At 62.7% G+C, this 26,827-nt stretch carries 24 protein-coding genes and 1 pseudogene; 15 read left to right on the top strand and 10 right to left on the bottom strand.

Annotated features, from left to right (window positions below; translation table 11 throughout):
• Positions 1 to 8: 8 nt before the first annotated feature.
• From AC0V2S_RS07120 to AC0V2S_RS07130, 3 genes are all read right to left on the bottom strand, one after another.
• Positions 9 to 1,010 carry a response regulator gene (locus tag AC0V2S_RS07120; RefSeq protein WP_475509136.1) on the bottom strand — a complete coding sequence of 334 codons (1,002 nt, stop codon included), beginning with the start codon at positions 1,008 to 1,010 and terminating at the stop codon, positions 9 to 11.
• A 158-nt stretch (positions 1,011 to 1,168) separates the two neighbouring features.
• On the bottom strand, positions 1,169 to 2,449 hold the full coding sequence (locus tag AC0V2S_RS07125; RefSeq protein WP_475509137.1) for a nucleotide disphospho-sugar-binding domain-containing protein: 1,281 nt from the start codon (positions 2,447 to 2,449) through the stop codon (positions 1,169 to 1,171).
• Positions 2,450 to 2,657: 208 nt separating this feature from the next.
• Complete coding sequence (locus tag AC0V2S_RS07130; protein ID WP_475509138.1) at positions 2,658 to 3,581, bottom strand: GntR family transcriptional regulator; 924 nt, start codon at positions 3,579 to 3,581, stop codon at positions 2,658 to 2,660.
• A 221-nt stretch (positions 3,582 to 3,802) separates the two neighbouring features.
• Between AC0V2S_RS07130 and AC0V2S_RS07135 the strand changes: the two genes are divergently transcribed.
• The 9 genes from AC0V2S_RS07135 to AC0V2S_RS07175 all read left to right on the top strand — a co-directional run bounded on the left by AC0V2S_RS07135 (position 3,803) and on the right by AC0V2S_RS07175 (position 12,383).
• Positions 3,803 to 4,858 carry a polyamine ABC transporter substrate-binding protein gene (locus tag AC0V2S_RS07135; protein WP_475509139.1) on the top strand — a complete coding sequence of 352 codons (1,056 nt, stop codon included), beginning with the start codon at positions 3,803 to 3,805 and terminating at the stop codon, positions 4,856 to 4,858.
• A gap of 109 nt (positions 4,859 to 4,967) precedes the next feature.
• On the top strand, positions 4,968 to 5,828 hold the full coding sequence (locus AC0V2S_RS07140; protein WP_475509140.1) for an ABC transporter permease: 861 nt from the start codon (positions 4,968 to 4,970) through the stop codon (positions 5,826 to 5,828).
• Positions 5,825 to 6,631 carry an ABC transporter permease gene (locus AC0V2S_RS07145; protein ID WP_475509141.1) on the top strand — a complete coding sequence of 269 codons (807 nt, stop codon included), beginning with the start codon at positions 5,825 to 5,827 and terminating at the stop codon, positions 6,629 to 6,631. Before AC0V2S_RS07140 ends, AC0V2S_RS07145 begins: the two co-directional genes overlap by 4 nt.
• Entirely contained in the window at positions 6,624 to 7,721 is a 1,098-nt protein-coding gene (locus AC0V2S_RS07150; RefSeq protein ID WP_475509142.1) for an ABC transporter ATP-binding protein, read from the top strand. Before AC0V2S_RS07145 ends, AC0V2S_RS07150 begins: the two co-directional genes overlap by 8 nt.
• Before the next feature lie 29 nt (positions 7,722 to 7,750).
• On the top strand, positions 7,751 to 9,034 hold the full coding sequence (locus tag AC0V2S_RS07155; protein WP_475509143.1) for a nucleotide disphospho-sugar-binding domain-containing protein: 1,284 nt from the start codon (positions 7,751 to 7,753) through the stop codon (positions 9,032 to 9,034).
• Positions 9,027 to 9,386, top strand: a complete 360-nt coding sequence (locus tag AC0V2S_RS07160) for a cupin domain-containing protein (RefSeq protein WP_475509144.1) — start codon at positions 9,027 to 9,029, stop codon at positions 9,384 to 9,386. The genes AC0V2S_RS07155 and AC0V2S_RS07160 overlap by 8 nt, the downstream gene beginning before the upstream one ends.
• Positions 9,387 to 9,501: 115 nt before the next feature.
• A complete protein-coding gene (locus AC0V2S_RS07165; RefSeq protein WP_475509145.1) occupies positions 9,502 to 9,846 on the top strand; it encodes a cupin domain-containing protein in 345 nt (114 codons plus the stop codon).
• A gap of 5 nt (positions 9,847 to 9,851) precedes the next feature.
• A complete protein-coding gene (locus tag AC0V2S_RS07170; protein WP_475509146.1) occupies positions 9,852 to 10,850 on the top strand; it encodes an aminoglycoside phosphotransferase family protein in 999 nt (332 codons plus the stop codon).
• Between the two features lie 51 nt (positions 10,851 to 10,901).
• Entirely contained in the window at positions 10,902 to 12,383 is a 1,482-nt protein-coding gene (locus tag AC0V2S_RS07175) for an aldehyde dehydrogenase family protein (protein WP_475509147.1), read from the top strand.
• An 86-nt stretch (positions 12,384 to 12,469) separates the two neighbouring features.
• On the opposite strand, the gene AC0V2S_RS07180 is transcribed toward AC0V2S_RS07175, so the two are convergent.
• The 3 genes from AC0V2S_RS07180 to cbiE are packed head-to-tail and all read right to left on the bottom strand — an operon-like array spanning position 12,470 to position 15,486.
• Positions 12,470 to 13,174 carry a cobalt-precorrin-6A reductase gene (locus tag AC0V2S_RS07180; protein WP_475509148.1) on the bottom strand — a complete coding sequence of 235 codons (705 nt, stop codon included), beginning with the start codon at positions 13,172 to 13,174 and terminating at the stop codon, positions 12,470 to 12,472.
• Between the two features lie 8 nt (positions 13,175 to 13,182).
• The gene (locus AC0V2S_RS07185) at positions 13,183 to 14,280 is read right to left on the bottom strand and encodes a cobalt-precorrin-5B (C(1))-methyltransferase (RefSeq protein WP_475509149.1); all 1,098 of its coding nucleotides are present in this window, start codon (positions 14,278 to 14,280) and stop codon (positions 13,183 to 13,185) included.
• A gap of 3 nt (positions 14,281 to 14,283) precedes the next feature.
• Positions 14,284 to 15,486: a precorrin-6y C5,15-methyltransferase (decarboxylating) subunit CbiE gene (cbiE, locus tag AC0V2S_RS07190; protein ID WP_475509150.1), complete on the bottom strand. Its 1,203-nt coding sequence runs from the start codon at positions 15,484 to 15,486 to the stop codon at positions 14,284 to 14,286.
• Positions 15,487 to 15,598: 112 nt separating this feature from the next.
• On the opposite strand from cbiE, the gene cobG reads away from it, so the two are divergent.
• From cobG to cobJ, 4 genes are all read left to right on the top strand, one after another.
• Positions 15,599 to 16,924, top strand: coding sequence for a precorrin-3B synthase (gene cobG / locus AC0V2S_RS07195; protein WP_475509151.1), 1,326 nt, complete (start codon positions 15,599 to 15,601; stop codon positions 16,922 to 16,924).
• Positions 16,924 to 17,550 (top strand): precorrin-8X methylmutase, encoded by a 627-nt coding sequence (locus tag AC0V2S_RS07200; protein ID WP_475509152.1) that lies wholly within the window; start codon positions 16,924 to 16,926, stop codon positions 17,548 to 17,550. The genes cobG and AC0V2S_RS07200 overlap by 1 nt, the downstream gene beginning before the upstream one ends.
• A complete protein-coding gene (locus AC0V2S_RS07205) occupies positions 17,550 to 18,296 on the top strand; it encodes a precorrin-2 C(20)-methyltransferase (RefSeq protein ID WP_475509153.1) in 747 nt (248 codons plus the stop codon). The genes AC0V2S_RS07200 and AC0V2S_RS07205 overlap by 1 nt, the downstream gene beginning before the upstream one ends.
• 195 nt (positions 18,297 to 18,491) lie before the next feature.
• Positions 18,492 to 20,144, top strand: a complete 1,653-nt coding sequence (gene cobJ, locus AC0V2S_RS07210) for a precorrin-3B C(17)-methyltransferase (protein WP_475509154.1) — start codon at positions 18,492 to 18,494, stop codon at positions 20,142 to 20,144.
• Positions 20,145 to 20,795: 651 nt separating this feature from the next.
• Here the strand turns inward: cobJ and AC0V2S_RS07215 are convergent.
• Positions 20,796 to 21,371, bottom strand: a complete 576-nt coding sequence (locus AC0V2S_RS07215) for a hypothetical protein (RefSeq protein WP_475509155.1) — start codon at positions 21,369 to 21,371, stop codon at positions 20,796 to 20,798.
• A 293-nt stretch (positions 21,372 to 21,664) separates the two neighbouring features.
• The gene (locus tag AC0V2S_RS07220) at positions 21,665 to 22,555 is read right to left on the bottom strand and encodes a LysR family transcriptional regulator (protein WP_475509156.1); all 891 of its coding nucleotides are present in this window, start codon (positions 22,553 to 22,555) and stop codon (positions 21,665 to 21,667) included.
• A 111-nt stretch (positions 22,556 to 22,666) separates the two neighbouring features.
• Here AC0V2S_RS07220 and trpB point away from each other — a divergent pair, with 111 nt between their 5' ends.
• Positions 22,667 to 23,884, top strand: a complete 1,218-nt coding sequence (gene trpB / locus AC0V2S_RS07225) for a tryptophan synthase subunit beta (protein ID WP_457436918.1) — start codon at positions 22,667 to 22,669, stop codon at positions 23,882 to 23,884.
• Positions 23,881 to 24,690 carry a tryptophan synthase subunit alpha gene (trpA, locus tag AC0V2S_RS07230; RefSeq protein WP_475509157.1) on the top strand — a complete coding sequence of 270 codons (810 nt, stop codon included), beginning with the start codon at positions 23,881 to 23,883 and terminating at the stop codon, positions 24,688 to 24,690. The genes trpB and trpA overlap by 4 nt, the downstream gene beginning before the upstream one ends.
• Before the next feature lie 153 nt (positions 24,691 to 24,843).
• Here trpA and AC0V2S_RS07235 read toward each other — a convergent pair whose 3' ends face one another.
• Positions 24,844 to 25,707, bottom strand: a complete 864-nt coding sequence (locus AC0V2S_RS07235; protein ID WP_475509333.1) for a methyl-accepting chemotaxis protein — start codon at positions 25,705 to 25,707, stop codon at positions 24,844 to 24,846.
• A gap of 39 nt (positions 25,708 to 25,746) precedes the next feature.
• Positions 25,747 to 26,766, bottom strand: a pseudogene (locus AC0V2S_RS07240) (methyl-accepting chemotaxis protein); the annotation flags it as partial.
• Positions 26,767 to 26,827 lie beyond the last annotated feature (61 nt).

Below are 26,827 nucleotides of genomic sequence, written 5' to 3' on the forward strand. Positions count from 1 at the left end.
GTGGCCGCCTAGTTCATCAGGTACGCGAGTTTTTTGTTCAACAGCTGCACCGAGTCTTCACTGAACAGCATCAGCAGGTCGAAGTGAATATCGTGGCCTTCCAGGCTGTAGCTGATCTCCACCGCCAAGGTTTTCTGGTTGCGTCGGCTGTTCACGGAAATCAGCTCATCGATGGCCAGGTGCTCGCCGAGAATCTGCGGGTGGCTCTGCGAGAACACCACGTCGATCTGCTCGGCGATGCCCGAGAGGCAAGCGCCGATCAGCAGCGTCGACAGGTCGAGGAGCATTTCCAGGTCGCCGCCGTCATTGCCGTCGCGGTGCAGCAAGGTGGCCATATCGGCGATTTCGGAGTCGTGAAAAATCAACAGCGCTTCGCCGGCAATGCCGCTGCCGATATAGCCCTGGCAGATGGCGGTCAGGCGCTCGTCGCCGCGTTGCACGTCGGCCAGGGCCATGTGCAGTTCGCCGACTTCCAGCAGGTTGACGTTGGGCACCGGCAGTTGCACGAACACGTCCAGCACCCGCGCCAACATGGCACCGGCGCGGCCGATGGCGACGTTCACGGTTTCCTGCAGCGCATCGCGAAAACTGCTCGGGCCGTCGATGGCCGGCGCGTTGGCGGCCACGTCCTGCTGCGGCACGGCGAGCAGGCCGTGTTCGTGCAGGGTGGCGCGAAATTCGGAGGGGTCGAAGGGCTTGCGCAGAAACGCCAGGGCGCCGAGGTCGAGCACGCGGCGTACCGCTTCTTCCTGCACGTCGGCCGAAATCACGATGATGTGCGATTCCAGGCCTTCCTCGCGCACCGCGTTGAGCACCTGGTAGCCATCCATCACCGGCATGGTCAGGTCGAGCAGCACCACCTTGCCCAGGCCGTTGCGAATGGCCTCGAGGCCGGCCTTGCCGTTGTCCACTTCAGTGACCGATACCGCCCATTCAGGCGGCAGCGCACGCAGCAGCTGCTTGCGCACCATGCTCGAGTCATCACAGACCAACAGAGGAATTGAAGGCATTGCGGGGTCACTCTACGCGCTCGTACTACGCCGAAATCAGCCAATCGAGAACAAGGTGTCGATAATGGCTCAATGATGGCAATTGCGTCCACGGCAAAATGATGGCAAGTAACGCGCCACAACCGCCGTCGTAGAGATTTAGCCGAGGAAAACCCTGGCTATTCGGTCAGGCCGAGAATGGCCCGGGCGGCCAACTCGCTACCCGGATTGCTCTGCATGGTGGCACTGATGCCCTGCAAACGAGCAGTCAGGGCCTCGTCCGCCAGCAGTTGGCGCAGCGCTTCGGGCAATGCCGCCAGCGGTTCGGCGAACCGCGGGAGGTAAGCACCAACCCCCACTTCTTCCGCCCGTCGGGCGTTGTCGTGGCCGTCCCAGCAGTAGGGAATAACCACCGACGGCAGGCCGAAATACAGCGCCTCGCAGAAGCTGTTATTACCGCCGTGATGCACGAACAGCCTGCATTCGCGCAGTACCGCAGGCTGTGGAAACCAGCTGTCGAGGTACACGTTGTCGGGCACGCTGTCGTACATCTCGCGGTAGGCGCCCACGTTGATCAGAAAGCGGTACGGCAAGCCGGCCACGGTGGCGATCAAGCGCTTCATCATCTGCACATCGGCGGCGCCCAGGCTGCCGAAACTCACGTAGATCAGCGGCGCCTCGTTGTAGGCCGGAAACTCGGGCACCACATAGGGCGCTTCCGAGCGCACGCAACCGTCGAGGTACACGTAACGCTCGGGTGTTAACGGTTGTTCACGGTTGTAACGGACCGGCGTCGGCGACAGCAGCAGGTTCAAGTACGGCGAATCTTCGAGAAATTGCCCAGGCGGGTGCAGCGGGTGCTGGCAGCTTTCCAGAAAGCGCGAAAAGCGTGCATGGGCCGGTGCCACGGCGGCGTTATAGCGGCTGACAAACGTCTGCCTGGCAGCCGTGTCGCTCGCCGCACAACCGGACAAATACGGCGGCACTGCTGCATCGGGCAATTCGGTTTCCGCGCACGAAACCATGCGCACCCAAGGGCAGCCGGCATTGCTGATGGCCGGAAAGGTCACCACGTTGTCGAGCACGATCACGTCGGGGCGCAACCGGGCGAGCAGCTGCTGCAACGGTTTTTCCGCCTCGATGGCGGTGTCGATGATCGCTTCCCAGGCTGGCGCCACGTAACTGTCGATCTGCGCCAGCGGCGTCTGATCGAAGTACGGGATGTTCTTTTCGATAAAGGTTTCCCAGTAGTGCTGGTGCTCGGCGGCGGACAGCTTGGTCTGGGTGGGAATCGGAAATTCGGCAAAACCGTACTCGGCGAAAATCCCCTGGAAATGCCCATGGCAAATAAACACCGGCTTGGCGCCGAGGCCCTTGAGCACCTGGGCGATGCCAATGCAGTTGAGCGCCGCGCCAAAGCTGGCTTCAGGGAAAAAGGCGATTAGCGGTTCTTTGGGCATGCACGGAAATCCAGCAGGAACATCAACATTCGCATAAACCCACCGTCGCCCCAGCGCAGGCTGGGGCCCAGGTACGAAGATCGCCGACCTAACGGTGATCCCTTCCCGATTCTGGATTCCGGCCTTCGCCGGAATGACGGTGGATGGTTGGGGCTTTTAGCTATGCGGTATTTTTTAGCACAAAAAAACCAGCAATGTAGGAAATTGCTTACCGTCGCAACGGCCCCACTTGCGGCACACCCCGGTTAGCCGTCTGCGGCCGCTGCGCCGAAGACAGGCGCAAATGCAGGCGCATCAGGTCGGCGGCGATGTCCAATTGGCCGCGCTCGATATGCTCGATGATGCGCAAATGCTCGCGCAGCGCCTCTTGCAGGCGGTGCACGCTGACCATCGGCAGCAGGTTCGGCAAGCGCCGCAGCGCCTGGTGGTGCAGCAGCGCATCGCGGATAAATTGGTTACCGCAGCTTTGCGCGATGCACTCGTGAAAGCTGATATCCAGCTCGCGAAATTGCTGGATATCGAAGCTGCCGATGCTCTGGCTTAGCAGCGTTTCCATGCTTTCACGCAGCAGCGCCAGGCGCGCCAGGTCCGGCTCGAAGCCTGGGCTGAGCAAGGCTTGCGGCTCCATCAGCAGGCGGTAATGCAGGCTGTCTTCCAGTGCGGCGAGGTTGTTCAACAGCGGGCGAAACAACCACGACTGCCCCGGCCCGCGCTCCAGCACCTGGCTTTCGCTGAGTTGGGTAATCACCTTTTGCGCCGCCGGGCGGCCGATGCTGTAGCGGCGCATCAATTCGCTGACGCTGATGCTGCTGCCCAGGCGCCCAGCCATGCGGTCGCGCAGGGCCGAGGTGGCCAAGGCTTCTTCCTCGGCTTGCGGCAGCGCGGCGCTCAGCGCCTGGTCGGGCAGCGCCAGCAAGCTGTAGCCCTTGCCGGCTTCGTGGCTGAGCAACCCTTCTTCCTGCAACAGCTTGAGCGCCGCGCGCACCAACGTGCGGGACACCTGAAAGGTGCGCGCCAGGGCTTGCTCGGATAACGCCTGGCCGATCACCAAACCGCTTTCCTGCACATGCTCAAGAATGCGTCGGGCCAGTTCCAGGTGGTTGCCCCGTGGTTTTTTTTCGCTGCTGCTCAAGCCTGTTTTATCCCTGCCTGTGGGGGCGCCAAGCCGCCCCGGTCGTGGTGCTGGGCACCTTATGCCATAGCCCTCGGTGAGCAACAAGAACTGCGCACCCTGAACAAAAAACCGTTGACATAGGAATTTTCCGGTCTTAATTTCGGAAAAAAAACATATTAGCTAGATTTTGCAGCACTGCCTTCGAACACCAACAACAACAGTCGTTAGGAGCGCGCAACATGAGCAAGCTGAAAAACCTGCTGTCTTTGGGTTTCGCTGTTTCCCTGGCCTTTTCGGCCCAGGCGGTCAGCGCCAAAGACCTGGTCATCTCCATCTGGGACGGCTACATGGCCCCCGATGCGCTGGACAAATTCAAAGCCGCCAGCGGTCTCGACACCGACAAGGCACTGCACGCCACCAACGAAGAAATCATGGGCAAGCTGATGGCCAATGGTGGCGAAGGCTACGACGTGGTGTTCGTCTCTTCCCCCTTCGCTGAAGTGCTGCACAAGCAGGGCCTGCTGGCCGACATTGATCCGGTCAAAGTTCCGAACCTGAAAAACCTCTACCCCGAAGCCAGCAAACTCGAATACGACGTCGGCAATAAATTCTCCGTGCCCTACACCTGGGGCACCACCGGCATCTGCTACCGCTCAGACAAAATCCCCACCGCGCCAACCAGCTGGAAAGAGCTGCTCAATCCTAGCGATGCGCTGAAAGGCAAAGTCACCCTGCTGGCCACCGACCGCTGGATGCTCGGCGCCGGTTTCCTCGCCAATGGCTGGTCGGTGAACGACAGCGACGCCAAGCACCTGGCCACCGTAAGCGAAGAACTCATCGCGGCGAAAAAACGCATCCTCTCGTTCGACGACACCACCTTCTACTCCAAGCTCGCCTCTGGTGAAGCGCTGATGGCCCACGCGTGGGACGGCTGGTGCAACTACGGCACCACCGACAACGCCGCGATCAAATTCGTGGTGCCCAAGGAAGGTTCGGATTTGTGGGTAGACACCATGGTCGTGCTGAAAAGCTCCAAGCATCAGGGCGACGCCTTCAAGTTCATCAACTTTATGCTGGCCAAGGAAAACCACGCCTGGGTCGCGGAAAACATCCTGTACAAAGTGCCTAACCAGGCCGCCATGGAAGGGCTCTCGCCCGAGCTGCTGCAGAAATACCCCAACCTCACCACCAAACCGGCTGACTTGCTGAAGATGGAGCAGCTGCGTGATGTGGGTGGTTCTACCCAGAAGGCTTACACCAGAGCCGTCACCGAAATCATGGCCTCCGGTAGCTAACGTTATCCCTGTGGGAGAGGCTTCAGCCTCGATGCTTTTAAGGTCAAAAGCTCGAGGCTAAAGCCTCTCCCACAAAAGCCCTCGCTCTCCTTCTGAAAGAGTCGTTCCAATGAGTTCATTGCACGCTGACAGGAAACTGTCGGCCTGGCTTCTTACGCCCGGGCTTGGCTGGCTGGCACTGTTTCTGGTGCTGCCTTGCCTGCTGGTGTTGGTCTACAGCTTCGTTGAGCGCGGTGCCTATGGCGGCATCGAGTGGACCTTTACCCTGGAAAACTACCAGCGCGCCTTCGACCCGCTGTACCTGGGCATTCTGCTCAAGTCGGCAAAAATCGCCGCGCTGGCCACCCTGTTTGCCGTGCTGATCGGTTACCCGGCTGCCTATGCCATTGCCCGAGCGCCGCGCCATCGCCAACCGGTTTATCTGTTTCTGGTGATGCTGCCGTTCTGGAGCAATTACCTGATCCGCACCTACGCCTGGATCGTGCTGCTCAACCGCGAAGGCCTGCTGAACAAACTGGCCGCCACCCTCGGCTACAGCGGCGAGCCCATCAGCCTGCTCTACACCGAAAGCTCGGTGGTGCTGGGCCTGGTCTACAACTACATCCCCTTCGTGATCCTGGCGATTTACTCCTCGCTCTCGCGCATCAACGGCGAGCTGTGGGAAGCCTCGCGTGACCTGGGCGCCTCCGGCTGGATGACCTTTCGCCGGGTGATTCTGCCGCTCAGCGTGCCCGGCATCGCCGCCGGCTCCGTGTTCGTTTTCGTGCTCAGCATCGGCAACTTCATCACCGCCGATTTGCTCGGCGGCAAGCAGGTGCAGATGGTCGGCAACCTCATCTACTCGCAGTTCCTCACCGCTCGCGACTGGCCGTTTGGTTCAGCGCTGAGCTTTATCCTGATCGCCATCATGTTGCTGCTGCTGTTCGTGCAGGCACTGCTGGCCCGCCGTGCAGCGGAGGGCAAAGCATGAGCCGGCCAAGCCTGCGCAGTTCCGCGGCGCTCGGTGCGCACCTGTGGTTGGTGTATGCCTTCCTCTATGTGCCGATCCTGGTGCTGATTTTGTTGTCCTTCAACAAGTCTGGTTTGCCCACTTCGTGGAGCGGTTTCTCGTTCAAGTGGTACGGCGCCCTGGCCAATAACAAGGCGGTGTTGTCGGCTGCGCTCAACACCCTGATCGTGGCGTTGAGCTCGACCTTTATCGCCTGCGTGCTCGGCACCCTGTTGGCATTGGGCGTGGAGCTACGCCGCAAAGGAGACGGCAAAGGCCACGTCGCCGACACCCTGCTGATGGCGCCGATGATCATCCCCGACATCGTGCTGGCCATCGCCCTGCTCAGCTTCTTCAACCTGGTGAAGATGGGCCTGGGCCTGCACTCCATCGTGATCAGCCATGCGGTGTTCAACATCGCCTTTGTCTGCGCGGTGGTGCGCACGCGCCTCAAGCACTTCGACTATTCGATTCTCGAAGCCTCGATAGACCTCGGCGCCAGCTGGTTCACCACCCTGCGCCGGGTGCTATTGCCGGCGATTTTTCCAGGCGTTTTGGCCGGCGGTTTGCTGGCGTTCACCCTCTCGGTGGACGAATTCATCATCGCCTTTTTCAACTCGGGTTCAGGCCAGGCCTCGACCACGTTGCCGATGCAGATCTACGCCATGATCCGCTTCGGCGTCACCCCGGAAATCAATGCCCTGGCGACGCTGGTGATGCTGGTCAGCATCACGGCGCTGCTGGCATCGCAGCGTTTGAACAAGGCCCCGACCAATCATGAGTGAAGTAAAAAACGTGCTGGTTCTGGACAAGGTCAGCAAGAGTTACGGCGACAACCTGGTGGCCGTCGACAACGTCTCCCTGAGCATCCGCGAAAACGAGTTCTTTGCCCTGCTCGGCCCGTCCGGCTGCGGCAAAACTACCCTGCTGCGCATGCTCGCCGGCTTTGAAACGCCCAGCGGCGGCTGCATTTACCTGGACGGCACCGACATCTCGCCGCTGCCGGCCAACAAGCGCCCGCTGAACCTGATGTTCCAGAGCTACGCCCTGTTCCCGAACATGACCGTGCGCAAAAACATCGCCTACGGCCTGGAAATGGAAAAGCTGCCGGCGGCTGAAATTCGCCAGCGGGTGGACGAGGTTCTGGCCACCGCACAACTGGGTGAGCTGGCCGAGCGCAAGCCCGACCAACTCTCCGGCGGCCAACGCCAGCGTGTGGCCCTGGCCCGCGCGCTGGTGAAACGCCCACGTGTATTGCTGCTCGATGAACCGCTCGGCGCGCTGGATAAAAAGCTGCGCGAGAAAATGCAGCTGGAGCTCAAGCGCCTGCAACACGAGAGCGGCATCACCTTCATCATCGTCACCCACGACCAGGAAGAAGCCCTGGTGATGTCCGACCGCATGGCCGTCCTCGACGGCGGCAAGGTCTGCCAATGCGGCTCGCCGTCCGAGCTTTACGAAAACCCCAACAGCCGCTTTGTCGCCAACTTTATCGGCGTAAGCAACATCCTCGAAGGTGTGCGCGACAGCGACAACAGCGTGACGGTGCGCAGCCGCGCGCTGAAGGTGGAATCGGCCATCGGCGAACCGCGTGGTGAAGCGGTGGCCCTGGTGATTCGCCCCGAGCGTTTGCAGGTGCTCAGCACCACCACGCCGCTGGCCGAGGAGCAGGCCTGCAGCAACCAGGTGGAAGGCCAGATCGTCGAGGTCGCCTACCACGGCCTGGACACCAACCTGCACGTGCAAACCGCCCTCAGCGACAAGCCGCTGATCGTGCGCGTGCCGTCGTCCCAATTTGAATACGCCCAGTTCGAACAGGGCGCCAGCATTCGCCTCGGCTGGCAGTCGCGGTATGCCCGCGTACTGACCCGCTAAAGCCCACTTACTGTTGAAGGAGTAACGCAATGAAGCAAAAAATCATCGCATTCTTTCCCGAGGCCGCTTACGGCCCGGCCTTGAACTCGGTGGGCATCGCCCAAGCCTGTGAAGCCCTCGGCCACAAGGCGGTCTTTCTCACCGACCCCGGCATGAGCGGCGTGTATTCGGGCTACGGTTTCGAAGAGCATATGGTGAATATGTCGGCGCCCATGCCACCGGAAGAAATGGCCAAGTACTGGGTCGATTTCATCAACGGCCATATCCCCAACTTCCGCAAAAGCCCGCTGGAACAAATCCCCAACTACGTGAAGGAATGCTGGGCGGCCATCGTCGAAACCGCCAAGTGGGCCGAGAAGGATTTGCCCGGCGTATTGGCCAAGGTGCAGCCCGACCTGATCTGCGTCGACAACGTGATTCTGTTCCCAGCCATCAAGCAATACGGCAAGCCGTGGGTACGGATTATTTCCTGCTCGGAAAACGAGATTGAAGACGAAGACATCCCGCCGCACCTGTCGGGCATGAGCGTGCACGACAAAGCCGGCCACGCGGAATTCCGCCGGCGCTTCGATGAAGAGGTCGGTCCGATTCACGCCGACTTCAACGAATTCCTCGTCGCCCACGGCGAGCAGCCGTACCCGCTGGGCACCTTCTTCGAAGCCTCGCCCTTTATGAACCTGCTGCTATACCCGGACCCGGTGAAGTTCGAACGCCGCCACGCCCTGCCGCCCGAGCAGTTCCACTACCTGCAAGGCTGCGTGCGCGCGGACAAGGCGTATGACATTCCCGAGTTCAAAGCCAACAACGACAAGCCGCTGCTGTACGTAAGTTTCGGCAGCCTCGGTTCCGGCGACGTGGACCTGCTCAAGCGCCTGATCAGCGCCATCGGCAACCTGCCGTACCGCGCGCTGTTCAACGTGGGCGAGCACCTGGAGAAATACACCGACCTGCCGGACAACGTGCTGGTATCCAACTGGTACCCGCAGCCGTCGGTGATCGAAAAGGTCGACGCGGTGATCCACCACGGCGGCAACAACAGTTTTACCGAGTGCCTGTTCTTCGGTAAGCCGGCGATTGTCATGTCGTACGTCTGGGACGGCCACGACAACGCCATGCGCGCCGAAGAAAGCGGCCACGGCTTCAAACTTGATCGCTACGAATGGAATGAGGCAGACCTGGCCGCCAAGCTCGACGCCTGCCTCACCGACGCCGCCATGCAGGCGCGCCTGAAAGAAACCAGCGCCTACATGCAATCCCGTAAAGGCCCGCAAGACGCGGCCAAGATTCTCGATGGACTGCTTAACGATGAGTGAACAAACAAGCACTGCACCGGCGCTATACGACGTCAGCTCCCGCACCGACCTGGTGGACTGGGGCGTGCAAAGCGACGCCGTCGAAGGCGTCTCCCACTCCAGCGGCCGCCTGCTTTTCAAAGGCCCGAACAACAGCCCGGAAACCGGCTTGTGGGTGTGCACCCCGGGCCGCTGGCGCCTGTCGATTCCCCGTGACGAGCTGTGCCATTTCGTCAGCGGTCGCGCCACGTACGTCGAGGACAACGGCGAGGTGATTGAAGTGCACGCCAACACACTGGTGCTGTTTCCAGCGGGCTGGACCGGCGAATGCCATGTGCAGGAAACCATCCGCAATTTGTACATGCTGGCTTAAACCCATACCGATCTCCTGTAGGAGCGGCTTCAGCCGCGATGCTTTTGATCCATTCAAGATCTATCGAGGCTGAAGCCTCTCCCACAGAAAAACCTTACCGACAGGACCGAATGCAATGACCACCCCACACCTCTACAACCCGCTCGAAATCACCGACCTCAAAGACTGGGGCACCATCCCCACCATGCTCGAAGGCGAGTCCAAAGTCTCCGGCGTAGTGCTGCACAAAGGCCCTGAAGGCCAGTCCGAATGCGGCATCTGGGTGTGCACGCCGGGCAAATGGTTCTGCCATGTCACCAGCGACGAGTTCTGCCATTTCCTCGAAGGCACCAGCACCTATGTGCATGAAAACGGCGAAGTCATCGAGATCAAACCGGACACCGCAGCGTTCTTCCCCAAAGACTGGAAAGGCACCTGCACCGTCCACGAAACCATCAAAAAGGTTTACATGATCCGGTGACCAACATGGCCGAACAGTACGCCCGCCCCGAGCAACGCCGCGCCTTTCTGGCCGGTGCCGGGTACGCCGATTGCCGCCTCGAAGCCCTGCCCATGGATGCCTCGCGGCGCTGCTATTTCCGTCTGCCGCAGGCGGGTTTGCTGTTGATGGACTCGCCACCGTTGTATGAGCCTATCGCACCATTTTTAACCCTGGCCCTGCACCTGCGCGAGCTGGGCTTGTCGGCGCCCCATGTGCTGGCCAGCGACCGAGCGGGGGGCCTCGCGCTGATCGAAGATTTCGGCCAGGCCACCTACACCCGTTTGCTCGCCATGGGCTACGCCGAACAACCGCTGTACGAGTTGGCGGTGGATGCCCTGGTGCACCTGCATAAAGCGCCGCGTGCGCTGGCCGTGGATGTGCCGGCGTACGACCTCGCGGCCCTGCTGGCCGAGGCCGTGCTGTTTATCGATTGGTACGCGCCGTTGCTGGTGGACAAAGCAGCGGCGCAGGCCTTGCGCGAACCGTTCTTGCACCTCTGTGGACAACTTGCCGCTCCTGTCGCCAGCCGCCGCGAAACGCTGGTGTTGCGCGATTTCCATGTGGATAACTTGATGCGCCTGGACGGTCAGAGCGGCGTGCAGGCCTGTGGATTACTGGACTTTCAGGACGCCCTGATCGGCTCCTGCGCCTACGACCTGATGTCGCTACTGGAAGACGCCCGCCGCGACGTACCGGAAGCACTGCGCGACCACTTGCTCACCCGCTACCTGGCGCAACGGCCCGAGATAAACGCCGAGCAATTCAGCGCCGATTACCCGGTGCTGGCGGCGCTGCGCCACGCCAAGGTTGCCGGGATTTTTGTGCGCCTGGCCCAGCGTGACGGCAAGCAACATTACCTGGCTCACCTGCCACGGGTAATCGGCCTGCTCGACCGCGCGCTGCATACGCCAGCACTGCAACCGCTGCGCGAGTTTCTCGACCGTCATCTGCCCGGCTGGGCGCAACCGTTGCCTGCCCACTGACCCCGTTTCCGGGCTGTGGATAAACCCCCGCAGCCCACGCCTGGAGCCGTTATGAAGCACTTTATCAACCCCGACTTCATCACCCCGCAGAGCGACCGCCTGCGCGCCATCATCAACCCCGCGACCTTGGAGGAAGTGGGCAGCATCGTGCTGGGGGATGAGGCCGACGTGAACACCGCCGTGGCCGCCGCCAACGCCGCGCAAAAAGAATGGCGCCGCGTCGACGCAAAAAGCCGCGCGGCCATTCTTCATCAACTGGCCAATGCCCTTGACGGCATCAACCCGATCAACCGCGAAGCCGGCCGCTTGATGACCCTGGAAATGGGCAAACCCTTCCCCGAAGCCATGGGCGAGCTGGCCAACTGCGCACCGATTTTCCGCTACTACGCCGAGATGGCCCGCGATGATGCCGGCAAGGTCGCCGGCACCACGCAGCTGGGTTCGTTCCAGCACGTGCGCTACGACGCCATGGGCGTGAGCGTGCACATCATGCCGTTCAACTTCCCGATTTTGCTGATGTGCTGGACCGTCGCGGCGTCCCTGGCGGCCGGCAACGCCTGCATCATCAAACCGGCAGAAGCCACCACGCTGTGCACCCTGAAATTTATGGAGCACTTCCGTTTGCTGCCGGCCGGCTTGGTGAGTTGCGTGCCGGGTGATGCAAAAACCGCGCAGCTGCTGATCCAGTCCGAAGGCACCCACGCGGTGGCGTTTACCGGCAGCGTGGCGGCCGGCAAAGCGGTAGCCATGGCCTGCGCCGAGCGGATGAAACCCTGTGTGATCGAAGCCGGTGGCAGCGACGCATTGATTGTCTCCAAACATGCACCGCTGGACGTGGCCGTGGCCGGTTCGGTGACCGCTGCGTTCCACCTCACCGGGCAGATCTGCACCTCGGCCGAACGCTTTTTTGTGGTGGATGAGATTCACGATGCGTTCGTGGAACGCTTTGCCGCGATGACGCAAAAGCTGCGTATCGGCCACGGGCTTGAGCACAGCGAAATCGGTCCGCTGGTGAGTGAAGCGGCACGTGACAAGGTGATGCGTCTGGTCGCCGACGCCGTGGCCAAAGGCGCGACCGTAGTCTGCGGCGGGCGTATTCCGCCGAGCCAGCCGGTGGGCTGGTACTACGAGCCAACCATTCTTACCGGCGTTACCCAGGCCATGGATATCCTTCACGAAGAATGCTTTGGCCCGGTGGCGGCCATCTGCAAAGTGGCGGACTTTGACGAAGCTGTGCGCTTGGCTAACGACTCGCACTTCGGCCTCGGCGCCTCGCTGTTTTCCACTGATCTGGCAGAAGCCATGGAAGCAGCCGACCGCCTGGAAGCCGGCATGGTGTGGGTCAACAACCCGCTGATCGACAACGACGCCCTGCCCTTCGGCGGCTGGAAAATGTCAGGCATGGGCCGCGAGTTGGGCCGCCAGGGGTTGGATGCCTTCCGCCGCTCGAAGATGGTCATCATCGACCACCAGCCGCAGATTCACGAGTGGTGGTACCCGTACAAGGATGAGGTGTTTTACAGCGAAGGCTGAGGCGCGATGGACTCGTAGGAGGGGTGGGGCCGCAGGCGAAACCCATCGTTGCGCGAATCGATGGGTTTCGCTTCGCTCTACCCATCCTACGAAAGCGCTATCGACAGCGCGTTGGCTTCGGTGAACTCTCTATCTACCGGCGGGAGCTCTGGCCTTCGCAGCACCAGCACCGGCACCCCCAACTCCCGCGCTACTTGCAGCTTAGGTTCGGTCGCCTGGCTGCCGCTGTTCTTGCTGATCAGCACATCGCAGCGCAACCGGGCAAACAGCTCGCGCTCGCTCTCCAACGTAAACGGCCCACGGGCACCGATGATTTCGGCGCGCGGCGTGGGTGCCTGGCTTTGCAGACTGCGCACGGTCCAATGTTGGTATTCGGGGATTTCGTCGAGGTGTTCCAGCGGCTCGCGGCCGAGGGTAAACAGCGGGCGCTGGAAAGGTTTCAGGCTGTGGATAAGTTCGTTCCAGTCGGCCACTTCTCGCCAGTCATCACCGGCCTGCGCTTGCCAGCCTGGGCGGCGCAAAGCCCAGCAGGGAATGCCGGCCAGGGTGGCAGCGCGTACTGCATTGGCGCTGATCTGTGCGGCGTAAGGATGGGTCGCGTCGACCAGCAAACCGATGCCGCTGTCGGCCACAAACTGCGCCAGCCCTTCGGCACCACCAAAACCACCGACGCGCACCTGGCAGGGCAAATCTTCAGGCACCCGGCCAAGGCCGGCGAGGCTATAGATATCGTCTGCTGCGAGTTGCCGAGCGAGCGCCAATGCTTCGGCCACGCCGCCCAGCACAAGCACCTTCGGCCTCACTGCCCTGCCCCCGCATACCCGACGATGCCGCCCTGACGGTCGATGGCAAACACCTCCACCTCGACCTCGGCGGGCACGATGCTTTTGGCAAATGCCAGTGCGTGGGCACACACCGCATTACCCAGTTCGATACCCTCGGCACTGGCCGAGGCCAACGCTTGCTGGCTGGTATTGCTGGCGACAATCGCCGCTTGCAGGTCAGCGCTGGCGCCAATCGCGGCGGCCCATTCGGCCAGCTGCGGAAGATCGATGTTGGAGTGGCGGCTGTGCAAATCCATATGGCCGGCGGCCAGTTTGCTGATCTTGCCGAAGCCGCCACAGATGCTCATTTTCGCCACCGGAGCCACGCGCAAATGCTTGAGCACGGCGCCGACAAAATCGCCCATTTCCACCAGCGCGGTGTCGTCCAGTTGGTAGTGGCGGCGCATGCAATCTTCGCTGGCGTTGCCGGTGCACGCCGCCAGATGGGTAAAGCCATTGGCCTTGGCGACGTCGATGCCCTGGTGAATAGACGCGATATACGCCGCGCAGGAAAACGGCCGGACGATGCCGCTGGTGCCGAGGATCGACAGGCCGCCCAAAATGCCCAGGCGCGGGTTCATGGTTTTCAGCGCCAGCGCTTCGCCGTTCTCTACGCAAGCGGTCACTTCAAAGCCGCCGGCATAGCCGTGCTCGATGGCCAGGCTGAACAGGTGGCTGGTGATCATCTGCCGGGGCACCGGGTTGATCGCGGGTTCGCCGACCGGCAAGGTCAGCCCGGGTTTGGTGACGGTGCCCACGCCCGGTCCGGCGAAAAACGCGACGCCGGGTTCAGCACGTAAGCGCACGCGGGCGAACACCAGCGCGCCGTGGGTGACGTCTGGATCGTCGCCGGCATCTTTCAGGGTTCCGGCTTCGGCGCCGTCTTCGAACAGTCGGCAAAACTCCAATCGCATTACCACTTCGCGGCCCTTGGGCAACACGATATCCACCGCATCGCTCACCGTACCGCCAAGCAACAGCCGCGCCGCCGCCAGGCTGGTTGCGGTGACGCAACTGCCGGTGGTGTAGCCGCTGCGTAGCGGCGCGGGTTGTTCGGGGGTTTCGTCGCGCATGGGTCAGGGTTTTACCGCGTGCAACAAGGTGATGGGCAGCGCCGTGCGCCAGGTGTCGAACTCGCCTAACGGTAGCGCCTGGGCGACGCTGATGCGCGTGAGTTCGCCGCCGTGTTGTTCACGCCAGCTCACCAACTGCGCTTCGCTTTGCAGCGTGACGGCATTGGCCACCAGCCGGCCGCCGGGGCGCAGGTTGGCCCAGCAGTGCTCCAGCACTCCAGGAATGGTGACGCCGCCGCCGATAAAAATGGCATCGGCTTGCGGCAAACCATGCAGCGCTTCGGGGGCGCTGCCGGCCACCAATTGCAGACCGGGCACACCGAGGGCATCGCGGTTTTGTGCGATCAGGCCTTGGCGCTCGCCGTTGGCTTCGACGGCAATTGCCCGGCAAGTCGGGTGCGCACGCATCCACTCGATGCCGATAGAGCCGCAGCCAGCGCCCACATCCCAGAGCAATTCACCGGGCAACGGCGCCAGGCGCGCGAGGGTAATGGCGCGTACATCGCGTTTAGTCAGTTGGCCGTCGTGGGCGAAGGCGCTGTCGGGCAGGCCCGGCGTCAGCGGCAATAAACGCGCATCGGCACCGGCGACGCACTCGATGGCCAGCACATTAAGTGCGGCCACTTCCGGTAAGGCCCACGTATTGGCGAGGCCATCGATGGAACGCTGCAACGGGCCGCCCAAATGTTCCAGCACACGCAGTCGACTGCCGCCAAAACCGCGCTCATTCAGCAGCTGGGCGATGGCAGCGGGACTGCTGCCGTCGTTACTCAGCACCAGCAAACGCTGGCCGGGGTGGATATGGCTATGCAGCGCCGCCAGCGGCCGGGCCACCACAGAAAGACAGCTGACGTCCTGCAACGCCCAGCCCAATTGCGCCGCCGCAAGCGAGAACGACGACGGTGCCGGAAACACCTGCATCTCTTCAGCCGGTACTTGCCGCGCCAGGCTAGCGCCGACGCCAAACAGCATCGGGTCGCCGCTGGCCAGCACGCACACCGGCGTGCCGCTGGCGGCCAATACCGGGCCGAGGCTAAAAGGGCTGGGCCACTGCAAACGCTCGGCGCTCAGGCAATGGGGCAGCAGCGCCAGCTGACGCGGGCTGCCGACAATCAGGCGGGCGTCGAGTAACGCACGGCGCGCCGGTTTGCCCAGGCCGCTGTAACCGTCTTCGCCAATTCCCACCACTGTGAGCCACGCCGCCATGGGCACTCCTTGCAACCAGCCGACCAGCAGGCTTTTCCTGGGGTCGGGCAAAGCGGGCATAATAGCGCGTTCGCCGGCACCCACAGCCAGCCACGGCGAACCGGTGACTTTTTTGAATAACACCCAACCCACGCCCAACGCTCCCATGCCACGCCATACCGCGTGCCCGGGTTTGCTGCGCATTGTGCAGGCGCGGGACGGCGGCATCTGCCGGGTGAAATTGCCGGGCGGCCGGGTGACCGTGGCGCAAGCGCAGGCCATCAGTGCGGCGGCTGCGCGGCATGCCAGCGGCGTGCTGGAAATTACCAACCGCGCCAATCTGCAAATTCGCGGTGTGCGGGCCGGTGAAGAGCAGGCGTTGATCGATGCGCTGTTGGCCGCCGAGCTAGGCCCGAATAACTCCGGCGCCGATGATGTGCGCAACCTGATGCTCAGCCCCGCCGCCGGTGTGGATGCTCAACAATTGCTGGATGTGCGGCCCCTCGCCGAACAGGTGCTGAGCCTGCTGGAAAGCAACGAAACGCTACACCAGCTCTCGGCCAAATTCGCCCTGCAACTCGATGGCGGCGAAGGCCTGGCGATGCTCGAACATCACCACGACCTGTGGATAAGTGCCCTCGACACACAACGCTTTGCCTTTGGCCTGGCGAGCTGTCCTGGCGAAGCGCTGGCGGCAGTAAATGCCGAGCAAGTACCCGCGTTGGTGAATGCCTGCCTCGAACTGTTTTTGCAGTACGCCAATCCCGAACACACCCGGATGCGTCATCTGCTCAAGCAGATGCCCGTCGATGATTTTCTCGCTGCCTTGCAAGCCCGTCTGCCCTTCGCGCTTCAGCGATCTGCCGAGGTGATGGCTTGTCGCCGCCCCGCTGCCGAACCCTGGGCGCATTTGGGTATTCGTGCGCAGCGCCAAGCTGGCCGGGTGCTGATCGGCGCCGCGCCGGTGCTCGGCAGAATCAGCGCCGGACAATTGGCCGCCGTCGCTCAACTGGCGCATGACGCGCTGTATTTCACCCCGTGGCAAAGCCTGCTGCTGCGTGACGTGCCCGCCGCCCAAGCACCCGCCGTAATCGCACAACTGAACGACCTCGGCCTGCTTACCGACAGCGCCCTACCACTGGCCCGCATCGTCGCCTGCAGCGGTTCTACCGACTGCGGCAAGGGCCTGGCCGCGAGCAAAACCGACGCCCTGCTACTGGCGCAATTGCTCGCAGGCAAAGGCCCTATCGACCAAGTGCACCTCAGCGCCTGCACCCGCTCCTGCGCCGCCGCCCATGTGGCGCCGCACACCCTGCTGGCAGTGGCCGAAGGGCGCTACGACCTCTATAAACGTGACAGCAACGCCGTCGGTTTCGGCCGCCTGCTGGCCCGTAACCTGACTATTACCGACGCCGCCGACACCCTGACCGCGCAGCCCCAAACCATGGAAGCCCCTTGATGCTTGAGTACATCCGCGATGGCCAGGAAATCTACCGCCACTCGTTTTCCATCATCCGCGCCGAAGCCGACCTGACTGGCATTCCTGCTGATCTGGAAAAACTCGCCGTACGGGTGATTCACGCCTGCGGCATGGTCGACGTGGTGCAAGACCTGCGCTTCTCTCCCGGTGCGGGCACAGCCGGGCGCACGGCGCTGGCCAAGGGCGCGCCGATTCTGTGCGATGCGCGCATGGTCGCCGAAGGCATCACCCGTGCGCGGTTGCCGGCCAATAACCCGGTGATCTGCACCCTCAATAACGAAGGCGTGGTGGACCTCGCGCGCGAGCTGGGCAACACCCGTTCCGCCGTCGCCCTGGAGCATTGGCGCGAGCACCTGGAAGGCGCCGTGGTGGTAATCGGCAATGCGCCCACCGCCCTCTTCTACCTGCTGGAAATGATCGATGCCGGCGCACCAAAACCGGCGCTGATCCTTGGCTTTCCGGTCGGTTTTGTCGGCGCTGCCGAATCCAAAGACCTGCTCGCCGCCGACAGCCGTGGCGTGCCGTATGTGATCGTGCGCGGTCGCCGTGGCGGCAGCGCCATGGCCGCCGCCGCCGTCAACGCCCTGGCCACGGAGGTGGAGTAATGAGCGCGAAAGGACGCCTGCTCGGCATTGGCGTCGGCCCCGGTGACCCGGAGCTGATCACCCTCAAAGCCCTGCGCCTGCTGCAAGCCACGCCGGTAATCGGCTACTTCGTGGCCAAGGCCAAGGTCGCCGCCGGCCAGCACGGCAACGCCTTCGGCATCATTGCCGGGCACCTCACCGACGCGCAGCAACGCCTGCCGATGGTCTATCCGGTGACCACCGAAAAGCTCGCGCCGCCGCTGAGCTACGAAGACATCATCAGCGACTTCTACGACACCTGCGCCGAGCAGATTGCCGAACACCTGGAAGCCGGCCGTGACGTGGCCGTGATCTGCGAAGGCGACCCGTTTTTCTACGGCTCGTATATGTACCTGCACGACCGCCTGGCCAGCCGTTACCCGGCCGAAGTGGTGCCGGGGGTGTGCTCGATGCTGGGCGGCGCTTCGGTGCTGGGTATTCCGCTGGTGTACCGCAACCAGAGTTTGGCGGTGCTCAGCGGCGTGTTGCCGGCTGACGAACTCAAGCAACGCCTGGCGGCTACCGATGCGGCTGTGGTGATGAAGCTGGGACGTAACTTCGACAAGGTGCGTGGTGTGCTGGAAGAGCTGGGCTTGGCCGGGCGGGCGCACTATGTGGAACGGGCGACCATGGAGAACCAGCGGATTGTGCCGCTGGCGGATGTGGACCCGATGGCGTCGCCGTATTTTTCGTTGATTATCGTGCCTGGGGAAAAGTGGCAGGCGTGAGGTGAGGATCGGCGTTTGCCGCGGCTCTCACCCCCAGCCCCTCTCCCGCTTGCGGGAGAGGGGAGCTAAATCGGTGACAGGTTTGGAACCTCGTTTCCAGGCCCACCACAAATCAGTCCCCTCGCCCCTTCGGGGAGAGGGTTAGGGTGAGGGGCAGCTGCAACGCTAACCTCCCCGCCGAACACCGGAGCCTCAATGTCCCCCGCCATCATCATCCTCGGCACCGGCGCCCTCACCACCGCCCGGCGCATTCAGGCGCTCTACCCCGGCGCCCAGGTGTACGGCCTGGCCGAGCGCGTCACCGCCGACATCAGCTACAGCGACTTCGGCAGCCAACTGCGCGAGCTGTACCAAAGCAACCGCCCCCTCATCGCCCTGTGCGCCGCCGGCATCGTTATCCGCTGCCTCGCCCCGCTGCTGCACACCAAAGGCGCGGAGCCGCCGGTGTTGGCCGTCGCTGAAGACGGCAGCGCGGTAGTGCCACTGCTCGGCGGCCTGGCTGGCGTAAACGTATTGGCCCGCGAAATCGCCGCCGCTCTGGACGTGGCGCCCGCCATTACCACCAGCGGCGAACTGCGCTTCGACACCTGCGTACTCAACCCACCCAGCGGCTATGTGTTGGGAGATATCGAGCAGGGCAAACGTTTCGTCTCCTCGTTGCTCGGCGGCGAAACCGTGCGCATCGACGGCGACGCACCGTGGCTGGAACAGGCGCGCCTGCCGCTGGCCGACGATGCCCAGCTGCGCATCCGCATCAGTACGGATGCCAACGGCAGCGCCGATGAATTGCTGATCCATCCGCGCAGCGTGGTGGTGCTCAACCCGCCGGCCGATGCGCAAAAAATTCAAGCCAGCCTGGCCGCTGCCGGCATCAGCGCGCACGCCCTCGCCTGTCTGTTGTGCCCGCGCGAACGCATGACCGACAACGCCCTGCACGCCACCGCTCAAAGCCTCAGCGTGCCGCTGCGTTTCAGTGACGACGCCGCACTCCCCTTTGATCATCAACCTCTGGAAAGCGCAGGCCTGCACCTCGCCGTCGCGACTCAACCGGTAGTTATCCACAGCCTCGGCCAAGCCCGTGGCCGGGTCACCGTCGTGGGCCTCGGCCCCGGCGCGACCGAGTTCACCGCCCCGGCGGTAAAGCGCACGCTGCAGGAAGCCGAAGACGTATTGGGCTACGAAACCTACGTGACCATGGCCGGCCCGTTCCGCCCCGACCAGGTGCTGCACAACAGCGACAACCGCGAAGAACTGGCCCGCTCGCGGCACGCCTTCGAACTGGCCGCCAGCGGCCGGCGCGTAGTGGTGGTGTCGTCTGGCGACCCCGGCGTATTCGCCATGGCCGCCGCCGTACTGGAAGCTCTGGAAGCCAGCGCCGATCCGCACTGGCACGCCGTTGAGTTGCAGATTTTGCCCGGCATTTCCGCCTCACTGGCCACCGCCGCCAAAGCCGGCGCGCCGCTGGGCCACGACTTCTGCATGATCTCGCTTTCGGACAATTTGAAACCCTGGGACGTGATCGAGCTGCGCCTCAAACACGCCACCCTCGCCGACCTCGCCCTGGCCTTCTACAACCCCATCTCCCGCGCCCGGCCCTGGCAACTGGGCCGCGCACTCGACGTGGTGCGCGAACAACGCAGCCCGGAAACGGTGGTGGTGTTAGGCCGCGATATCGGCCGCCCCGCTGAAGCGCTGACCGTCACCACACTCGGCGAACTACGCCCCGAACAGGTGGATATGCGCACCATGGTGATCATCGGCTCCAGCACCACGCGGCGGTTTGCCAAGGTGGGGAGTGAAGTGGAGTGGGTGTATACGCCAAGGTCGTATCCGGGCGCCGCACCTTAATCCGCACACCGTCATCCCAGCGCAGGCTGGGATCCAGACTGTGAAGCCGAATGCTGATTGCGTTCGGCGAGCCATTCTGGATCCCAGCCTTCGCTGGGATGACGGGAGTTTGGGCGGGTTTTTAGGGAAGCCTGTGCCTTTGCTGACCACCCGCCTACGACGTTTATACCGTGGGATAGATCGCAACGTTCGGCTAGCGGGTTGTGGCCACACGGGCGCACTTTTATAGTCCCGCCCTCGCAGCAAACCGTCTTATGGCGGCCGTATGTGGGGCACCTTCGGGTGCGCCGGATTTCCTTTGTTGACCGGTCTGCTAACCCACGTACGGCTGCCACCTATTCGACGGCAGTCACCAGCGAACGCTGGAAGGAGTCTGGTTCCCTCTCGGGGTTGAACCAGCGGCGCAGAAGGGGCGATTGCAAGCTCCGCTGTACCTCACCCCAAGCCGCCTTCGGGCGGCTTTGCTTTGTCCGGCGTTGCCACCCCACCAAGGCCGATGCTGTAAATCAAAAGCTCGAGGCTAAAGCCTCTCCCACAAGGATCACCTAACCCTGAGGGAGAGGCTTCAGCCTCGATTGATTTCAGCCCTGCCCCAACTCCCCCGCCAACCACTGCGCCAAGGTCGTATCCGGCGACGTAACGTCTACCGGGCTATGCCGCTCCGCTCGCCTGCTTGGCACGGTCCAGCAGCTCGGCGATCTTGCGCGCCGTCCACACCGAATGGTCCCTCAATAGCAGCTCACCGTTGCTATTGAGGAGTTCGGCCAGCTCGCGGTTGGTCATGCCCAGCGACTGCATGCTCAACAGCTTTTGAATCTGCTCCGCTGCAATCGGCTCATCCACATAGGGCCGTCTTACCTTGACGTGACAGTGCCGGCAAATGGTCGCCTGCACCTGAATTCGCGCCGAACACGAGGGGCAGGCGCGGGTGCGTTCAGCACTGAAGGCAGCTGCTTTTAGACGGCGACTCTGGCGCACCCAACCGAACAGCATGCCAACAACGTGAACAGCGGCCACGCCAAGCAGGGCGGTGTTGATAACGCCGGTGCCGGCTTCAGCGGCCGCGTCGGCCAACAATTCGCCGGCTTGCAACAACAGCGGGCGAGCGAAGGTCGACAGTGGGTCATCACCAGTGGAGTTAACAAAAAACACTGCCGCCAAGGCCGCCGCCAGGGGAACGCTGAGCCACAGGCCCGAGAAGAAAAAGCGCAGGGAAGATAGGTGCATGGCGTCCTTTGCCTAGAGGGGACTTCGCAACAGGGCTAACCCTGCTCCGCGACAGAAGGCCGACGCTACTGTTTTGCGCAGACGCTGTCTACGTGGCGACCGCTCGGCCGAACGACTTTGAAGGCTACAAAGCGTGCCAAATCAACGTTTGATTTGAATACTTCGTCATCCCCGCGCAGGCGGGGATCCAGGCTCTAAAGTCGAACGCCGATTGTCGTCTCTACGCTGTTCGCCAAAAAAGTCTGGATTCCGAGTCGTCGGACCGCCGCCTACGCGGGAATGACGGAGTCGGGTCAGCCCTGCCCCAACTCCCCCGCCAACCACTGCGCCAACTTCGCCGCCCGCGCCGACGGTGTTCTCGCCGGCACCCACAGCGCCAACCGCGCGCTGGTTTCCACGAATCCCCACGGCGCCACCAGCCTGCCCGCTGCCAGTTCATCGGCCACCAGTTGTTGCGGCGCAATCGCTACGCCCAGGCCCGCCACCGCTGCTTCCAGCAGGTAATACAAATGCTCAAACCCCTGCCCCAGCTGCAGCTGCGCGCGGTTCAAGCCTTGGCTTTGCGCCCATTGCGGCCAGGCCTGCGGGCGTGAGGTGGTGTGCAGCAGCGGTTCGCTTAATAGCTGTTGTGGGGCGGCGTGATCGAGTGTCGAGAAACCGACGTAGCGCGGACTCAGCACCGGGCCGATGCGCTCCACCGCAAGTTCGAACACCTGCATATCCGCCGGCCACGGTGGCTCGGCGAACCACAGCGTGGCATCGATACCGGAGCGACGTGGGTCCAGCTCGCCGTCGCTGGCCGACAGCTGCAAACGAAGCTCCGGCAACGCGCGGTTAAGCCGATCCAGGCGCGGAATAAACCAGCGCGCCAGCAAGCTGCCGGGGCACGCCAACACGAACGGCGCATCGGCGGTTTGCTGCTTTAGCTCGGCGCAGGCGCTGCGCAATCGGTCGAAAGCCTCCGCGCTGGCATCCCTTAACCGCCCGCCGGCATCTGTGAGTTTTAGGCCGCGCCCTTCTTTGCTGAACAGGGCTAGGCCCAAATCTTCTTCGAGCACGCGAATCTGGCGGCTGACCGCGCCATGGGTCACGCTCAGTTCCTGCGCGGCTTTGCTGATACTTTGCAGCCGTGCGGCGGCTTCAAAGGCGCGGAGCGCGTTCAGCGGAGGGAGGTCTCTAGCCATCTTAACCTGTGAGTTTTTCTAACAGATGGTGGCGATCTTATCGCTTTATTCCCGCGAAAGTCGCGCCTACAGTGAACGCCATCGAAATCCAGCTTCCAGCAGGAGCCCACCATGACCCAGACTTCCTACCGCACCGGCCCCGACGCCACCGGCCTGTTCGGTTCGTTCGGCGGCCAGTACGTTGCCGAAACCCTGATGCCGCTGATTCACGACCTGGCGGCCGAGTACGAAAAAGCCAAAGAAGACCCAGCCTTCCTCAAGGAATTGGCCTACTTCCAGCGCGATTACGTGGGCCGTCCGAGTCCGCTGTATTTCGCTGAACGCCTGACTGAGTTCTGCGGCGGCGCGAAGATTTACCTCAAGCGCGAAGAGCTGAACCACACCGGCGCGCACAAAATTAACAACTGCATCGGCCAGATTCTGCTGGCGCGGCGCATGGGCAAAAAACGCATCATCGCCGAGACCGGCGCTGGCATGCACGGCGTGGCGACTGCCACCGTGGCCGCGCGTTTTGGCCTGGATTGCGTGATCTACATGGGCACCACCGACATCGATCGCCAGCAGGCCAACGTGTTCCGCATGAAGCTGTTGGGCGCCGAGGTGATTCCGGTCACTGCCGGCACCGGCACCCTCAAAGATGCGATGAACGAAGCGCTGCGCGACTGGGTGACCAATGTCGACTCCACCTTCTACCTGATCGGCACCGTGGCCGGCCCGCACCCGTACCCGGCGATGGTTCGCGACTTCCAGGCCGTGATCGGCAAGGAAACCCGCACCCAGTTGCAAGACCAGGAAGGCCGCCTGCCGGATTCCCTGGTGGCGTGCATCGGCGGTGGTTCCAACGCCATGGGCCTGTTCCACCCGTTCCTCGACGACAAAGACGTGCAGATCATCGGCGTTGAAGCCGCCGGCCACGGCATCGAAACCGGCAAACACGCGGCCAGCCTGAACGGCGGCGTACCGGGCGTACTGCACGGCAACCGCACCTTCTTGCTGCAGGACGACGACGGGCAGATCATCGACGCCCACTCGATTTCGGCAGGCCTGGACTACCCCGGCATCGGCCCGGAACACGCCTGGTTGCACGATATCGGCCGCGTCGAATACACCTCGATCACCGATAACGAAGCCCTGGCGGCGTTCCATAAATGCTGCCGTCTGGAAGGCATCATTCCGGCGCTGGAAAGCGCCCACGCCCTGGCTGAAGTGTTCAAACGCGCACCCAAGCTGCCTAAAGATCACCTGATGGTGGTGAACCTGTCCGGTCGTGGCGACAAGGATATGCAAACCGTCATGCACCACTTCGACGAACAGGAAGAACACATATGAGCCGCCTGCAAAGCCGTTTCGCCGAACTGAAACAACAGAACCGTGCCGCCCTGGTGACCTTTATCACCGCCGGCGACCCGGGCTACGCCACCTCGCTGGAAATTCTCAAAGGCCTTCCGGCTGCCGGCGCCGATGTGATCGAGCTGGGCATGCCCTTCACCGACCCGATGGCCGATGGCCCGGCGATTCAACTCGCCAACATCCGCGCCCTGGCCGCCAAGCAGGATTTGAAAAAAACCCTGCAGATGGTTCGTGAATTCCGCGCAGGCAACAGCGACACGCCGCTGGTGTTGATGGGTTACTTCAACCCGATTCACAAGTACGGCGTGCCGGCGTTTATTGCCGATGCAAAAGAGGCGGGCGTAGACGGCCTGATCGTGGTCGACCTGCCGCCGGAACATAACGTTGACCTGGCCGACCCGGCGCAAGCCGCTGGCCTGGACTTTATCCGCCTGACCACCCCGACCACCGACGACAAGCGCCTGCCGACCGTACTGAACGGCAGCTCGGGCTTTGTGTACTACGTGTCGGTAGCGGGCGTGACCGGTTCGGGTTCGGCCACGCTGGAACACGTGGAACAGGCCGTTGCCCGTCTGCGTCGCCACACCGATCTGCCGATCAGCATCGGCTTTGGTATCCGCACCGCCGAACACGCCGCGACCATCGCGCGCCTGGCCGATGGTGTGGTGGTAGGCTCGGCGTTGATCGACCATATCGCCAATGCCGGCAGCTCGCAGGAAGCCGTCAAAGGCGTGCTGGGCCTGTGCGCCGAGCTGGCTGAAGGGGTGCGTGGCGCGCGTAAATAACCGCCGCTTCGCCCAATAAAAAACCGCCATATCCTTTCGGGCATGGCGGTTTTTTTATGGCTGCATACATCTCCCTGTAGGAGCCAGCTTGCTGGCGAACCCTGCAAACGCAAAAGCTTCGCCAGCAAGCTGGCTCCTACGGGGCGGTGTTGGTCAGACGCGGAAGTGACTCACCAGCTCCTGCAACTTGCCACCCAACCGCGCCAGCTCAACGCTGGACGCTGCGGTTTCATCGCTGGCCGCCGCGGTCTGTTCCGACACATCGCGCACGTTGAGAATGCTGCGGCTGATCTCTTCGGCCACGGCGCTTTGCTCTTCGGCGGCGGCGGCAATCTGTTGGTTCATCGCCTGGATATTGCTCACCGTGGCGGTGATGCTTTCCAGCGCCGTACCCGCCTTGCGGGTGAGCACGACGCTGCTGTCGGTGAGGCTGCGGCTGTTGCTCATCACCGTGGCCACTTGCTGCGAGCCGCTTTGCAGGCCTGCTACCAAACCGGCGATTTCTTCGGTGGATTGCTGGGTGCGCTGGGCCAGGCTGCGTACTTCATCGGCCACCACGGCAAAGCCACGGCCAGCTTCACCCGCACGGGCCGCTTCGATGGCGGCGTTAAGGGCCAGCAGGTTGGTCTGGTCGGCCACGGCTTTAATCACGTCCATCACGCTGCCGATCTTGTCGCTTTCCTGTTGCAGCACAACCATGGCGTCGGTGGAGCGCGCCACTTCGTCGGCCAGGCGTTCGATCTGGGCGATGGCTTCGCCGACGACCTTATCGCCGGCACGCGCTTCCTGGTCGGCAAGGCTGGCGGCGCGGGAGGCGTCTTCGGCGTTGCGCGCGACCTCGGCTACGGTGGCGGACATTTCGTGCATGGCGGTCGCCACCTGATCGGTCTCGATTTTCTGGCTGTTAACGCCGGCGCTGGTCTGCTCGGTAACGGCCGACAGTTCTTCGGCGGCGGCGGCAATCTGGGTGACGCCATCGCGGATGCCGCCAATCAAGTCACGCAAGGTCGCGCCCATGCGCTGGATGCCTTGTTGCAGCACGCCGAGTTCGTCGCGGCGGGTGACGACCAGGTTCTGCGTCAGGTCGCCGTCGGCAATGCGTTGCACCACGGCCAGGGTTTGCGCGAGGGGGCGGGTGATCTGGCGGGTGATAACCACCGCTGCCAGCACACCGAGAATCAGCGCCAGCAAGGTAGCGGTCAGCTGCACCTGGCGGGCCTGGGCGCTTTCTTCGTCGCGGCGCTCGGTCTGAATTTTGTAGAGACCTTCGTTGAGCTTGACGATCAGCGCGCCCTGGTCGGTCATTTCCTTGCGGGCCTGGGCGATGTTGTCAGTGGCGGCTTTGTAGCTGTCGAGCGCCTTGCGGTAGTCCGTCAGGTTGGTTTCCAGCGCCTGGAGTTTGCTGGCCTGGCTGGAGTCGAGCGTATTGCTGAGGTTTTTCAACTCGGCAACGGCGGCGTCCAATTGGGCAATCGCGCTTTTTTCGGTCTGCGGATTCGGGTTGGTGGTGTAACCCCGGACTTCGAAACGGGCCAACAGCAGTTGCTCGGTGGCGTGGCTGAGCACCGCAAAACTGTTGAAGCGATTGGCATCGTCTTCAGGCAACTGGGTGACGGTGGTCTTGAGCTCGGTGAGCAGTTGCTGGGCGTTTTCGGCCGTCTTGATCAGCCCCTGGCGGGCGGTGTCATTGGTTCGGTAGCCGGCACGCATGGCGTTCAGCGAGGTTTGATAGGCGCTGATCTGCGCCGTCTGCTCGTTCAGCAGCTTGAGGTTTTCCGGGCTTTTGAAGGTGTTCAGCACACCTTGTTGCTGCTTGGAAAAGTCGTCCAGCGTGGTTTGCACATTCTGGGCAATGGTCTCGTCGCCGTTGGCCAACATGTATTGCAAGCGCGCGACGCGCAGCTTGGTCAGCGAGGCGTCGAGCTGGCCGATGTCGCCTAACCACATGCTGCGGTTGATGAGGCTGCCCAGGCTGGTCCAACCCGCGACGGCGAGCACCAGGGTAAGGACCAGTACCAGGCCGAAACCCAGCCCGAGTTTGCGATTAACGCTGATATTGCCGAACCATTCGTTCATGAACACTCCAGTGTGGGCCGCCCCGTTCTCAGGGTAGTCCAGCGGTATGACTTAGGGTTAA

The sequence above is a fragment of the Pseudomonas sp. CC11G genome (genome assembly GCF_056174845.1).

Excerpts from the sequence above, each read along its gene's own strand:
- AC0V2S_RS07120 (WP_475509136.1), bottom strand. The coding sequence starts at position 1,010 with ATGCCTTCAATTCCTCTGTTGGTCTGTGATGACTCGAGCATGGTGCGC.
- AC0V2S_RS07135 (WP_475509139.1), top strand. The coding sequence starts at position 3,803 with ATGAGCAAGCTGAAAAACCTGCTGTCTTTGGGTTTCGCTGTTTCCCTG.
- AC0V2S_RS07165 (WP_475509145.1), top strand. The coding sequence starts at position 9,502 with ATGACCACCCCACACCTCTACAACCCGCTCGAAATCACCGACCTCAAA.
- AC0V2S_RS07140 (WP_475509140.1), top strand. The coding sequence starts at position 4,968 with ATGAGTTCATTGCACGCTGACAGGAAACTGTCGGCCTGGCTTCTTACG.
- AC0V2S_RS07235 (WP_475509333.1), bottom strand. The coding sequence starts at position 25,707 with ATGGGCGCGACCTTGCGTGACTTGATTGGCGGCATCCGCGATGGCGTC.
- AC0V2S_RS07175 (WP_475509147.1), top strand. The coding sequence starts at position 10,902 with ATGAAGCACTTTATCAACCCCGACTTCATCACCCCGCAGAGCGACCGC.
- AC0V2S_RS07220 (WP_475509156.1), bottom strand. The coding sequence starts at position 22,555 with ATGGCTAGAGACCTCCCTCCGCTGAACGCGCTCCGCGCCTTTGAAGCC.
- AC0V2S_RS07170 (WP_475509146.1), top strand. The coding sequence starts at position 9,852 with ATGGCCGAACAGTACGCCCGCCCCGAGCAACGCCGCGCCTTTCTGGCC.
- cobJ (WP_475509154.1), top strand. The coding sequence starts at position 18,492 with ATGTCCCCCGCCATCATCATCCTCGGCACCGGCGCCCTCACCACCGCC.
- AC0V2S_RS07125 (WP_475509137.1), bottom strand. The coding sequence starts at position 2,449 with ATGCCCAAAGAACCGCTAATCGCCTTTTTCCCTGAAGCCAGCTTTGGC.
- trpA (WP_475509157.1), top strand. The coding sequence starts at position 23,881 with ATGAGCCGCCTGCAAAGCCGTTTCGCCGAACTGAAACAACAGAACCGT.
- cbiE (WP_475509150.1), bottom strand. The coding sequence starts at position 15,486 with ATGGCGGCGTGGCTCACAGTGGTGGGAATTGGCGAAGACGGTTACAGC.
- AC0V2S_RS07215 (WP_475509155.1), bottom strand. The coding sequence starts at position 21,371 with ATGCACCTATCTTCCCTGCGCTTTTTCTTCTCGGGCCTGTGGCTCAGC.
- trpB (WP_457436918.1), top strand. The coding sequence starts at position 22,667 with ATGACCCAGACTTCCTACCGCACCGGCCCCGACGCCACCGGCCTGTTC.
- AC0V2S_RS07145 (WP_475509141.1), top strand. The coding sequence starts at position 5,825 with ATGAGCCGGCCAAGCCTGCGCAGTTCCGCGGCGCTCGGTGCGCACCTG.
- AC0V2S_RS07155 (WP_475509143.1), top strand. The coding sequence starts at position 7,751 with ATGAAGCAAAAAATCATCGCATTCTTTCCCGAGGCCGCTTACGGCCCG.
- AC0V2S_RS07150 (WP_475509142.1), top strand. The coding sequence starts at position 6,624 with ATGAGTGAAGTAAAAAACGTGCTGGTTCTGGACAAGGTCAGCAAGAGT.
- AC0V2S_RS07200 (WP_475509152.1), top strand. The coding sequence starts at position 16,924 with ATGCTTGAGTACATCCGCGATGGCCAGGAAATCTACCGCCACTCGTTT.
- AC0V2S_RS07185 (WP_475509149.1), bottom strand. The coding sequence starts at position 14,280 with ATGCGCGACGAAACCCCCGAACAACCCGCGCCGCTACGCAGCGGCTAC.
- AC0V2S_RS07205 (WP_475509153.1), top strand. The coding sequence starts at position 17,550 with ATGAGCGCGAAAGGACGCCTGCTCGGCATTGGCGTCGGCCCCGGTGAC.
- AC0V2S_RS07160 (WP_475509144.1), top strand. The coding sequence starts at position 9,027 with ATGAGTGAACAAACAAGCACTGCACCGGCGCTATACGACGTCAGCTCC.